The sequence below is a fragment of the Nocardia sp. NPDC060259 genome (assembly GCF_042728775.1).
GTDB lineage: Bacteria > Actinomycetota > Actinomycetes > Mycobacteriales > Mycobacteriaceae > Nocardia.
Window position 1 is genome coordinate 1 of record NZ_JBHXAY010000154.1, and the last position, 11,834, is coordinate 11,834.

Sequence of the window (11,834 nt, forward strand, 5' to 3'; positions counted from 1 at the left end):
CTATTGTTACAACGGCCGATGGGGGCCCACGCCGTGTAAAACGCTGTGGTTGCGCGTTGTTGACCCTGCGGGGTTTGGGGATTGCTCCCTTTGAATTCCGGGTTCCCCCGATCCCGGACTTCTTGCTTTCCGCGCCTAGTGTCGAAGGGGCCTTGCCTCGTGTCTGTTGCTGTGTCCGCGTCCATCGCCACCGACCACCTCATGCGATTTCCCGGCAAGTTCGCCGATGTGCTGCTCGCCGATCAGCTCGATCATGTGTCCCTGAGTTTCCTCGTCGACGATCTGCAGATCCGCCGCGGCGGTGTCGCGGGCAATATCGCCTACGCGATGGGCCTGTTGAAGCAGCGTCCGGTGCTGGTGGGCGCCGTCGGCGCCGACTTCGCCGAGTACCGGCAGTGGCTGGAGTCCAACGGGGTCGACTGCTCCGCCGTGCACATCTCCGACAAGGCGCACACCGCGCGGTTCGTGTGCACCACCGACGAGGCGATGGCCCAGATCGCGTCGTTCTACCCGGGTGCGATGAGCGAGGCGCGCGATATCGATATCGCCGCGATCGCCGCCGAACACGAGGTGGACCTGGTGCTGGTCGGTGCCAATGATCCCGAGGCGATGGTCGCCCACACCCGGCAGGCCAAGGCCGAGGGCATCGCCTACGCCGCCGATCCGTCCCAGCAGCTGGCCCGCCTCGACGGCGAGCAGGCGGCCGAGCTGGTCGACGGTGCCGCCTACCTGTTCACCAACAAGTACGAGTGGGCCCTGTTGCAGCAGAAGACCGGGCTCAGCGAAGCGGAGATCACCGCGAAGGTCGGCATCCGGGTCACCACGCTGGGATCGGAAGGCGTGCTCGTCGTCGACGCCGACGGCACCGAGGTGCGCGTCGGCGTTGTGCCCGAGGTGGCCAAGGTCGACCCGACCGGTGTCGGCGACGGCTTCCGCGCCGGCTTCCTCACCGCCCACCGCGCGGGCCTGAGCCTGGAGCGCTCCGCCCAGCTCGGTTCCCTGATCGCTGTGCTGATCCTGGAGACCACCGGCACCCAGGAGTGGACCCTGAACAAGGACGAGGCCGTCGAACGCCTCACCAAGGCCTACGGCGCCGACGCCACCGACGAACTGTCCGTGCTGCTGTAACCGAAAACCGAACGCCCCCTCGATCTTCCGATCGAGGGGGCGTTCGTGCGTCGCGGGGGACTACAGCGAGACCGGGTAGACCGGCTCCTGGATCTCCGGCTTGATCCGGTCCTCGACGAAGATGCCGTGCCAGACCATGAAGACGAGCAGGGTCCAGAGGCGGCGGCTGTGGTCGGAGACGCCGGCGCGGTGGTCGCGCAGCATCTGCAGGATGGCCGGCTTGTTCAGCAGGTGGTCGGTCTGGGACTCCGCGATCTGGGTTTCGGCCCAGTCGTAGAGTTCGGTGCCGCGCAGCCAGTGCCGCAGGGGGACCGGGAAGCCGAGCTTGGCGCGGTTGAGGACGTGGTCGGGGACGATCCCGTCCAGCGCCTGGCGCAGCGCGTACTTGGAGGTCTCCTTGGTGATCTTCTGGTCGTAGGGCAGGCCCTGGGCGACGCGCATGACCTCGTTGTCCAGGAACGGCACGCGCAGTTCCAGGGAGTTGGCCATGGTCATCTTGTCGGCCTTGACCAGGATGTCGCCGCGCAGCCAGGTGAACAGGTCGAGGTGCTGCATCCGGGCGACCGGGTCCCAGCCCGCGGACTGGGCGTAGATCGGGGCGGTGACGTCCTGGTGGGTCCACTCGGGGCGGAACTCGCGCAGCACCGAGCGCAGCTGCGCGTCGTGGAAGCTGCGGGCGTTGCCGTAGTAGCGGTCCTCGAGGGTGAGTGACCCGCGCTGCAGCAGGGACTTGCCGCGCCTGCCATCGGGGATCCTGTCGCCGAGCTTGCCGACGAGCGTGCGCAGCCCGGCGGGCAGGTACTCGAAGGGCTTGAGCGACAACGGCTCCCGGTAGATGGTGTAGCCGCCGAACAACTCGTCGGCGCCCTCGCCGGAGAGCACCACCTTGACGTGCTTGCGGGCTTCCTTGGCCACGAAGTACAGCGGTACCAGCGCCGGGTCGGCGACCGGGTCGTCGAGGTACCAGACGATCTCGGGGATCGCGGCGGCGAACTCGGCGGGGGAGACCACCTTGACGATGTGGCGGGCGCCGATCAGCTCGGCGCTCTCGGCGGCCACATCGACCTCGGAGTAGCCCTCGCGCTCGAAGCCGGTGGTGAAGGTGATCAGCTTCGGGTTGTGCCGCATCGCCAGCGCGGCGATGGCGGTGGAGTCGATGCCGCCGGACAGGAACGAGCCGACGGTGACATCGGCGCGCATGTGCTTGGCGACCGAGTCCTCGAGCGCGGCGGCGATCTCGGCGTAGCGGGCCTGCGCGGCACCCTCGGCGAACGGGCGCACCCGGAAGTCGGGACGGAAGTAGCGGGTGGCCTGCGGCGCCTGACCCACCTTCACGGTGGCGTAGGTGCCGGATTCGAGGCGGCGGATGTTCTTGTGCAGCGACTCGGGCTCGGGCACGTACTGCAGCACGGTGTAGTGCTCGAGGGCGCGCGGATCCAGGTCGTCGGACACACCGAGCGGGCTCAGCAGCTCCAGCACGCTCTTCTTCTCGCTGGCGAAGGCGGTGCCGCCGGGGCCGGTCGCGTAGAACAGCGGCTTGATGCCGAACGGGTCGCGCGCCAGGAACAGTTCCTGGGTCTCGGTGTCCCAGATCGCGAAGGCGAACATGCCGCGCAGCTTGCGCACGGCCTCGGGGCCCCAGAAGTGGAAGGCGGCCACGATGGACTCGCCGTCACCGTCGGTGGCGAAGATCTTGCCGTCCGGGAACTCGGCGCCGTGCTCGGCGGCCAGCTGCTCGCGCAGCTCCAGGTAGTTGTAGATCTCGCCGTTGAAGGTCATCGCGTAGCGCTGCGGGTTCTCGGCGGGACCCCAGCGCAGCGGCTGGTGCGAGTGCTCGATATCGATGATGGAGAGCCGGTTGAAGCCGAAGATCATGTGATCGTCGTGCCAGGTTCCCTTTTCATCGGGGCCACGATGCCGCTGGCAGTGCAGCGCGTCGTACACCTGATCGACCACCTCGGTCGTCGCCGTATCAGCTGTCAGGAATCCGAGCAGTCCGCACACGGTGTCGGCAACCTTCTCTCGTTCGATGATGGGGTGGCCACTTCCGGGCCCAAACGCTGTGTCCGAGTATGCCGCACACCGGCACGACGCGCCGCGCGCAACCCGTCGCCACGGCCACCGCGACGCGCTGGGGGCGGCAAACCGCAGGTCGCCGCATCCGGTACGGGCGCGGCGGAGTGTCGAAGACGACCCCGCGACAAGTCAGCGCCCGCTTTGGTCTACGCTGCGTAGTACTCAGGTCCTTCTCAGGTGTGCAGGCGTCACAGCGGCAATACTCGAGGGCGGCCTGAAACGTGCTTGAAAGCGGTGTCGGAACGGGCGGATCGCGGCCCGGACGACGCAATGTGTCGGAATGTGTAGCGACCAGGAAGGCGTGAGCGTGGCGCACAAGGCGAGCGAAGAGATCGGGGCACGACCCGTTCGGGGTCGGCAGGGCCGCATCCTTCGACGGGCCGGGCTGGCGGTGTCCTTGGGGATCACTGCCGTCCTTGTCTCGGGCTGCTCGATCGACAATGTATGGCTGCGGTTCGGCTGGCCCTCGGGCATCACGCCGCAGGCCACCCGGATGCGGGAGCTGTGGACCTGGTCCGTGCTGGCCGCGCTCGCCATGGGCGTGCTGGTCTGGGGTCTGACCTTCTGGACCGTCATCATGCACCGCAAGCGCAAGGACTCCCCGGAGTTCCCGCGCCAGACGGGCTACAACGTGTCGCTGGAGCTGACCTACACGGCGATCCCGTTCGTGATCATCGCGGTGCTGTTCTACTTCACCGTGGTCGTGCAGAACTACGTGCACGAGAAGACCGACAACCCGGATGTCACCGTCGACGTGACCGCCTTCCAGTGGAACTGGAAGTTCGGCTACCGCAACATCAACAATGTCGGCGGGCTGACCTGGAACGGCATCGACTCCGAGCGTGAGCTGATCAACCAGGAGCAGCTGGCCGAGTACGCCGAGCGCAAGAACGAAGAGGGCCACCCGCAGCCGGGTCCGCTGCACGGCAAGCCGGCCAACGACCTGCTCTCGTACCTGCACTACGACAAGGTCGAGACCATCGGCTCCAGCGACGAGATCCCCGTCCTGGTGCTGCCGACCGGCAAGCGCATCGAGTTCCAGCTCGCCGCCGCCGACGTGATCCACGCCTTCTGGGTGCCGGAGTTCATGTTCAAGCGCGACGTGATGCCGAACCCGAAGGAAAACCAGTCCGACAACGTCTTCCAGATCTCCGAGATCGAGAAGGAAGGCGCGTTCGTCGGCCGCTGCGCCGAGATGTGCGGCACCTACCACTCGATGATGAACTTCGAGGTCCGCGCGGTCTCGCCGGAGAAGTACGCCAAGTACATGCAGGCGCGCATCGACGGCAAGACCAACGGTGAGGCCCTCGAGTCGATCGGCGAGTCGCCGGTGGCCACCTCCACGTACCCCTTCAACACCAAGCGTGATATCAAGAGCGCTTCGGTGAACGAGAGCAAGTGAGGATTCTGATATGAGGATCGAAGCGCGGATCTTCGAACTGCTCACGGCGTTCTTCATCCTGGTGGGCATCGTCTACGGTTTCTTCACCGCGCAGTCGCGCACCGGCATCGAATGGGCCGGTACCACCGCGATCGTGCTGACCGCGGGCCTGTCGCTGATCATCGGCACCTACTTCCGGTTCGTCGCGCGCCGCATCGACCTGCGGCCCGAGGACTACGAGGAGGCCGAGATCGTCGACGGCGCCGGTGACCTGGGCTTCTTCTCGCCCGGTAGCTTCTGGCCCATCACCCTGGCGGCCGCTGGTTCGGTGACCGCGCTGGGCCTGGCGTTCTTCCAGATGTGGCTGATCGCCCTCGGCGTCGTGCTCGTGCTCGCCGCCGCCGCAGGCCTGGTGTTCGAGTACTACATCGGCGCCGAGAAGCACTGATCGACAGCTACACACAACGCAAGGAAGGGCCCCACCGGAATCCGGTGGGGCCCTTCCTTTTGTCTGTGGGTTGGACGTCTGTGGGCTAGACGCTGTAGCGCAGCGCCTGCTCCGAGCGGCAGATGTCGTCGATGCCGGACACGATCTCGCGCAGCTGCTCCGAGGGCAGGGCCGAGGGGCGCAGGCGGCAGGTGAAGGTGATCAGGCCGTAGTCGGCGGCGGCCAGGCCGCGGGCCGCGGCTTCGGCGCGCAGGTACGGCGAGCGCACACCGTAGGTCATCGCGGAGATGACGGTGAAGCACCCGGTGCGCTCGCGGTGATCGGCGAACAGGTCGTGCAGGCCGTAGAACACCGAACCGTAGTTGGCCAGCGGCGCGAACACGCCGACCCGGTAGGCCGGGCCGCGCTCGGAGGAGCTGATGACGGTGTCGGCCAGGTACTCCGCGTCGCGCATGGTGAGCACCTTCGGCGCGAACATCAGCGCGCCCGCCGCGGCATTGCGGACCGGCATGCCCGCGCGGCCGCCCGCGGCGGAGGCGATGGCGCCCAGCGACTTCCGGGTACGGGTGCCGACCTCGCGCCGGGCGCGCAGGCCACGGGTGGGGGCGGTCGGGTAGAGGCTCGACCACTGACCGAAGCGGACGGCGCCGAGGGTCACCTGGCCGGTGCCGACGGGTCGCGCCACCTTCAGCGGCGCGGTGTCGACCCAGCGGCCGACCTGCAGCGCCGCGCTGCCGGGGTTGGTGATCTCGGTGGTGGCGTGCTCGACGAAGGAATCGAAGTCGAGGAACCGGTCGGCGTCGGTGGTGAGCCAGGTGTGGTCCTTGTCGACCTCGACGACGTCGAGGGTCAGCGCGGTGATGATGCCTGCCCGGCCGCCAGCGCCGAGGATGCGGTGGAACCGCTCTGTGTGGTGGCCGCGCCCGCAGGTGCCGATCCGGCCGTCGGGGTCGACGTACTCGAGGTCGACGATCTGATCGATGAACATGCCGTAGCGATGCGAAGCCGTGCTGACGCCACCGACGGAGGCGAAACCGCCCGCGGTGATGTCGCGGTGGTCGCCGACCACCGGAAGGCCGAGACCGTGCGCGCCGAGGCGGCGGTCGATCTCGGAGAGCTTGGCGCCTGCCTGCACGCGGACGGTGCGCCTGCCCAGGTTGATGTCGAGCACCGAGTTCATCTTGCGCAGCGAGAGCACCGCGCGCTGATCGGTCAGGCCATAGGACTCTTCGGTCTGCTCGCCGCCGCGAACCGTCAACCGTTCCGAACGATCACGCGAATCACGCACAGTGCGAACGACATCCGCAGTGTCCCGGGGGAGATATTCTTCGGAGATAACGGTGTGCGGCGTGCCCATGACCGCATAGCTAACCACAGCTCGGCGTTTCTTGCGCACGGTACCTCGCAGCTAATTCCGGGCAGGGGCGAGCTGCTTGCTGAACAGGACTTTTCCGGTCGCGTCGCACAGGTCGACCGTGAGTTCGCCGGAGCGCCCGTCGATGCGGACCTCACCGAAATGCTGGTACTGCGCGTCCAGTGGCGAGGTGTTGGGCGCGGGCGGGGCGTGCACGAAGACCGCCTCGGGCCCGAAGGTCGGGTCGAGGTCGTTGGGGCCGAACGCGCCCGCGTTGAGCGGGCCGGAGACGAACTCCCAGAACTCGTCGAAATCGGTGAACGCCGCGCGGGCGGGCGAGTAGTGGTGCGCGGCGGTGTAGTGCACGTCGGCGGTGAGCCAGACGACGTCGGCGACCCTGTTCGCCTTGATCGCCGAGAGCACCTGGGCGATCTCGGTTTCGCGGCCCGACGGTGCGCCGGGGGCGGCGTTGGCGGGGCCCTCGAAGGCGGTCTTGCCGTCGGGGACGATCACGCCGAGCGGCAGGTCGGCGGCGACGATCTTCCAGGTGGCCTTCGAATCCCGCAGGCCGTCGATGAGCCACCTGGTCTGCGCGGCGCCGAGGACCGCGCCCTGCGGTGCGGTGTTGGCGCCGTTGGCGTCCTTGTAGGCGCGCATGTCGAGGACGAACACATCCAGCAGCGGGCCGTAGGCGATCTTGCGGTAGAGCCTGCCGTCGACGGCTTCGGCGGGCTCCAGCGGCATCCACTCGTGGAAGGCCTGCCACGAGCGCGCGGCCAGGGTGTCCATGCTGCGCTCGGTGTAGCCCTTGTCGGCGGCGACGGTGCCGCCGGGGTACCAGTTGTTGGTGGTCTCGTGGTCGTCCCACTGGACGATCTGGGCGACGGCGGCGTTGAAGCGGCGGTAGTTGTCGTCGGTGAGGTTGTAGGCGTAGTTGCCGCGGAACTGGTCGAGGGTCTCGGCGGGCGCGTTCTTGGCCTCGGCGGTGATATTCTTCCAGATCCGGCCGTCGGGCAGTGTCACCGACTCCTTCAGCGCGTTGTCGGCGTAGACGCAGTCGCCGGAATGCAGGAACAGATGCGGGTCGCGGGCGGCCATGGTGGCGAAGACCTTCATGCCACCCAGGTCGGGGTTGATGCCGAAGCCCTGGCCCGCGACGTCACCGGACCACTGCAGCCTGATGTCGGCGGGTGCGGTCGGCGCGGTGCGGAAGACGCCGGTGACGGTCTCCGAGCTCGCGCCGTCCTCGCCGTCGAGGCGGACCCGGTAGTGCACCAGCTCGCCGGCGGGCAGGCCGTTGACACGGACCCGGCCGGTGCCGTCGGTGGCCGGGGTGAGCAGGGGACCGGTGAATCGTTTGACGTCGCTGAACTTCTCGGTCGCCGCGGTCTCCACGATCAGCGTCGCGGGCTTGTCCGAGCGCGCCCAGATCAGGGCGCCGTCGCCGCGCGGGTCACCGACGGCGACGCCGTGGGTGAGGGTGGGCCTGGCCCGGACCAGGCCGGGGCCGTCATCGCCGCACGCGGCCAGCGCGGGGGTGGTCACCAGGCCGAAGGCGGTGGCGCGCAACAGGGTGCGCCGGGACATCGCGAAATCCGAACCAGCCATGCGTTTCACGGTGCAACACCGGTCGGAACAGGGGGACGCGGTCGCGGCAACACCGCGTGAACGGTGCCGTACGGATCGCACCGGCATTGCCGGATCTAGTAACTTTGCCGCCGTTCGCGCACTGTGCCGCCAGTCGTCGCGCGCCTACCGTCATCGGCATGACTGGACACACCACGCGACCCTCGGTGGGGATCATCGGGACCGGATTCGGCGGGCTCGGCATGGCTGTGCGGCTGAAGGCCGCCGGCTACGACGACATCGTCCTGTTCGAACGCGCCGACGAGGTGGGCGGCACCTGGCGGGACAACACCTATCCCGGCGCCGCGTGTGATGTGCCGTCGCATCTGTATTCGTTCTCCTTCGCGCCCAAGGCCGACTGGTCGCGCCGGTTCGCCGAGCAACCGGAGATCCTCGCGTACCTGCGCGAGGTCGCCGACCGGTTCGACCTGCGCAAGCACATCCGGTTCGCCGCGGAGGTGACCTCGGCCGCCTACGACGAGGCCTCCGGGGAGTGGGTGGTGCGGGTCGTGGACGGCGCGGAGTACCGGGTGCGCGCGCTGGTGGCCGCGACTGGTCAGCTGAGCAGGCCCGCGATCCCCGCGATCGACGGCATCGACGAATTCGCCGGGGAGATGTTCCATTCCGCCACCTGGAACCACGACTACGACCTGGACGGCAAACGCGTCGCGGTGATCGGCACCGGTGCGTCGGCGATCCAATTCGTGCCGCGGGTGGCGCGCCGAGCGGCGCGCCTGGAGCTGTTCCAGCGTGAGGCCGCGCATGTGATTCCCAAGCCGGACTACGCCTACAGCGAGCGTGCTCTGGTCGCGTTGCGCCGGGTGCCCGGCCTGCTGGCGCTCTCGCGCGCCGCGACCTATCTGACGCTGGAACCGCGCGCCTTCGCGTTCACCAAGTTCCCGCGGGCGATGGCGTTGGTGCAGCGGCGTTTCGAGCGCCACCTGGCCGATCAGGTGCCCGATGCCGGGCTCCGGGCACGGCTGACCCCGTCGACGAAGATCGGCTGCAAGCGGATCCTGATCTCCAACGACTACTACGAGGCGCTCAACCGGCCGAACGTGGATGTGGTGACCGAGCGGATCACCCGGATCGAGCCGACGGGTCCGCGCACCGCCGACGGCGTGCTGCACGAGGTCGACGCGCTGGTGCTCGGCACCGGATTCCAGGCCAACGAGTTCCTCGCGCCGATGACGGTGACAGGGAGCGGCGGCCGTCGCCTCGACGAGGTGTGGCGCGACGGCGCGCAAGCTCACCTCGGGATCACCGTGGCGGGCTTCCCGAACCTGTTCGTCCTCTACGGACCCAACACCAACCTCGGGCACAATTCGATCGTCTACATGCTGGAATCCCAGTTCGGCTATGTGCTGCAGGCCATCGACCGGCTCGCCACGGGCGCGCGCTCGATCGATGTGCGGCCCGAGGTGCAGGAGCGCTCGAATGCCGCGGTGCAGGAGGCGATCCGCGCGACGGTGTGGAACAGCGGCTGCACCAGCTGGTACACGACCGCGGCGGGCCGCAACACCAACAACTGGCCCGGCTTCACCTTCGACTATCGCAGGCGGCTGCGCCGCTTCGACGACGCGGAGTTCGTCGTCACCGCCGCGGACGAGCCGGTGCCGGCGGCTCGCTAAACATCGCGCGACCGGCACTGATCGCGATAGGCGCGGGGCCCCATGCCTTTCCAGCGGCGGAACGCCTGGGAGAAGCTCGACACCTCCACATAGCCGAGGCGGTGGGCGATCTCGGCGACCGGCAGGCCGCGGGTCACCAGCATCTCCTCCGCCAGTCGTTGTCTGACCTCGTCGAGCAGGGCACGGTAGGAGGTGCCCTCCTTGGCCAGCCGATGCCGCAGGGTGCGTTCGCTGACGAACAGCATGGCCGCCAGCCGAGGCGCGTCGGGCGGCTGGGCGAGGTGCTCGACCAGGATGTCGCGCACGCGGCCCGCGGTGCCGCCGCGGGCCTTGCGCCGGTCGAGCAGGTCGCGGCAGTGCTCGATCGCGACAGCGGCGGTGTGCTCGTTGGCCTGCGGAAGCGGGGCGTCGACGTGGGCGTGGTCGAAACCGGCCACGCATTCCTCGGCGTCGAATTCCGGGGTCAGCCCGAAGGTTTCGGTGTAGAGCGCGAGGTCCGCTGGCGGCGGTGGGGGAAAGGCCGAGCGCACATGGTTGATCGGGATCGGTGCGGCGAGCAGGTCCCGGTTCAGCGTCTGGATGGCGGCCATGTCGCGTTCGATCACGAAGCGGCGCAGCGGTTCGGCGACATCGGGGGCGGTGAGGGTGAGCTGGAGTTCGGTGTCGGTGCGGCGCATCCGGATATCGCTGAAGGCGAAGGTGAGGTCGATGAACTGCAGACCGGCCTGGATCGCCGAGCGCACGGTCGGGCTGCTGATGAGCGCGAAACCCCACATGCCGTAGGAGGTGAGCCGGAACAGGCTGCCCGCCCGCACGCCGAGGCCGGGCGGATCGTCGAGTTCACGAAGCAGATTGGCGATGACGGCCAGCTCGGCGGTCGCGGAGATCTCGGCGTTCGGGTCGGCGAGCAGCTCGGCGGTGAGCCCGGTGCCGCGCAGGCAAGTTTCCACGGGGACACCGCGCTCCTCGCCGAGGCGGGTCGTCAGCAGCGCCCCCATCGGCGTGCGCGGAATGTCCCAGTGCACCACGGGTCACAGCCCCGCTGCGGCCGCGGTTTCGGGGTACCAGCGGGTGCATTCCGCGCGCAGCGGCACCTCGGTCTCGAGCTGGCACAGGACCGCGATGCCGCCGAGGAAGGAGCGCAGGATCGGGGTGTGATCGGGCGGCATCGTCAACTGGCGCAACACATTCGACAGGCGCAGGTCGGTGGCCAGGCGGACCTGCTTGCGCAGCCAGTCGGCCGAGAGCGGGTAGGTGGGAGCCAGCAGGGCGTCGCGGACCGGTTGCAGGCGGGCGGCGACGGTGGCGATGTCGAGTTCGCGGCCGGGGGCGACGAAACCGTGGCGGCGGATGGCGGCCTCGAGGTCGGCGGGGGAGTCGGCGATCACGGCCGCGCCCACGTCACCGGCGACGTCGAGGAAGGCGGCGGGCCACGGGGTGCACGCGCCGAAGTCGACGACGCCGAGGCGGCCGTCGGGCATGCGCAGGAAGTTGCCGGGATGCGGGTCGCCGTAGACGAGGGCGGCGCGGGCGGGCGCGGAGAACAGGAAGCGCAGGATCAGCACGCCGACCCGGTCGAGTTCGGCGGCCTCGCCGCGGGCGATCAGCCGGGTCAGCGGGGCGCCGTCGAGCCATTCGGTGACCAGCACGTCGCCGCGCTGGGCGATCACCCGGCTGACCACCACGTCCGGATCACCGGCGAAGGCGAGGGCGAACGCGCGCTGGTTGGCCGCTTCCCGCGCGTAGTCGAGTTCGGCGTGGATCTCGTCGCACAGCGCCTCGATCACCGGGCGGGTGTCGGCGCCGGGCAGCAGCGCGGTGAACAGTGGGGTGGCGCGGCGCAGGGCGTGTAGATCGGCCAGGACGGCACGGCGGGCGCCGGGGTACATCACCTTCACGGCCACCGGCGTGCCGTCGTGCCAGTGTGCGCGATGGACCTGGCCCACCGAGGCCGCCGCCGCCGCACGGTCGTCGAAATCGAGGAACAGCGAGCGCCAGTCCGCACCGAGGTGCACGGCCAGCTCGGCGTGCACGGCGGCGGGCAGCATGGCGGGGGCCGAGTCGTGCAGGCGCGCAAGGGCTTGGCGATACGGCTCGGCCAGGTCGGGCGCGAGGCCCAGTTCGAGCAGGCCGAGCATTTGGCCGAGTTTCGCGACGCAGCCCTTCAATTCGCCGAGCACCTGGAACAGG

Annotated in this window: 9 protein-coding genes; 4 read left to right on the forward strand and 5 right to left on the reverse strand. The window is 68.9% G+C overall.

The features are described from left to right. Positions 1–201: 201 nt before the first annotated feature. Positions 202–1,128, forward strand: a complete 927-nt coding sequence (locus ACFWF2_RS31950; RefSeq protein WP_379311222.1) for a carbohydrate kinase family protein — start codon at positions 202–204, stop codon at positions 1,126–1,128. A gap of 60 nt (positions 1,129–1,188) precedes the next feature. On the opposite strand, the gene asnB is transcribed toward ACFWF2_RS31950, so the two are convergent. Next, positions 1,189–3,132: an asparagine synthase (glutamine-hydrolyzing) gene (asnB, locus tag ACFWF2_RS31955; RefSeq protein ID WP_379311215.1), complete on the reverse strand. Its 1,944-nt coding sequence runs from the start codon at positions 3,130–3,132 to the stop codon at positions 1,189–1,191. A 352-nt stretch (positions 3,133–3,484) separates the two neighbouring features. Here asnB and ACFWF2_RS31960 point away from each other — a divergent pair, with 352 nt between their 5' ends. Together ACFWF2_RS31960 and ACFWF2_RS31965 are read left to right on the forward strand one after the other, a co-directional pair. Beyond that, positions 3,485–4,606 carry a cytochrome c oxidase subunit II gene (locus ACFWF2_RS31960; RefSeq protein ID WP_378855290.1) on the forward strand — a complete coding sequence of 374 codons (1,122 nt, stop codon included), beginning with the start codon at positions 3,485–3,487 and terminating at the stop codon, positions 4,604–4,606. Between the two features lie 10 nt (positions 4,607–4,616). Then, positions 4,617–5,033 carry a cytochrome c oxidase subunit 4 gene (locus tag ACFWF2_RS31965; RefSeq protein ID WP_379311216.1) on the forward strand — a complete coding sequence of 139 codons (417 nt, stop codon included), beginning with the start codon at positions 4,617–4,619 and terminating at the stop codon, positions 5,031–5,033. An 85-nt stretch (positions 5,034–5,118) separates the two neighbouring features. On the opposite strand, the gene ACFWF2_RS31970 is transcribed toward ACFWF2_RS31965, so the two are convergent. After that, positions 5,119–6,390 (reverse strand): FAD-binding oxidoreductase, encoded by a 1,272-nt coding sequence (locus tag ACFWF2_RS31970; protein WP_379311217.1) that lies wholly within the window; start codon positions 6,388–6,390, stop codon positions 5,119–5,121. Between the two features lie 51 nt (positions 6,391–6,441). Further along, positions 6,442–7,995 (reverse strand): alkaline phosphatase D family protein, encoded by a 1,554-nt coding sequence (locus ACFWF2_RS31975; RefSeq protein ID WP_379311218.1) that lies wholly within the window; start codon positions 7,993–7,995, stop codon positions 6,442–6,444. 158 nt (positions 7,996–8,153) lie between these two features. Here ACFWF2_RS31975 and ACFWF2_RS31980 point away from each other — a divergent pair, with 158 nt between their 5' ends. Continuing rightward, the gene (locus ACFWF2_RS31980) at positions 8,154–9,644 is read left to right on the forward strand and encodes a flavin-containing monooxygenase (RefSeq protein ID WP_379311219.1); all 1,491 of its coding nucleotides are present in this window, start codon (positions 8,154–8,156) and stop codon (positions 9,642–9,644) included. Here the strand turns inward: ACFWF2_RS31980 and ACFWF2_RS31985 are convergent. Beyond that, positions 9,641–10,672: an AraC family transcriptional regulator gene (locus ACFWF2_RS31985; protein ID WP_379311220.1), complete on the reverse strand. Its 1,032-nt coding sequence runs from the start codon at positions 10,670–10,672 to the stop codon at positions 9,641–9,643. The genes ACFWF2_RS31980 and ACFWF2_RS31985 overlap by 4 nt on opposite strands. Positions 10,673–10,675: 3 nt before the next feature. Continuing rightward, on the reverse strand, positions 10,676–11,834 hold a 1,159-nt coding region (locus ACFWF2_RS31990), incomplete at its 5' end, for an ABC1 kinase family protein (RefSeq protein WP_379311221.1).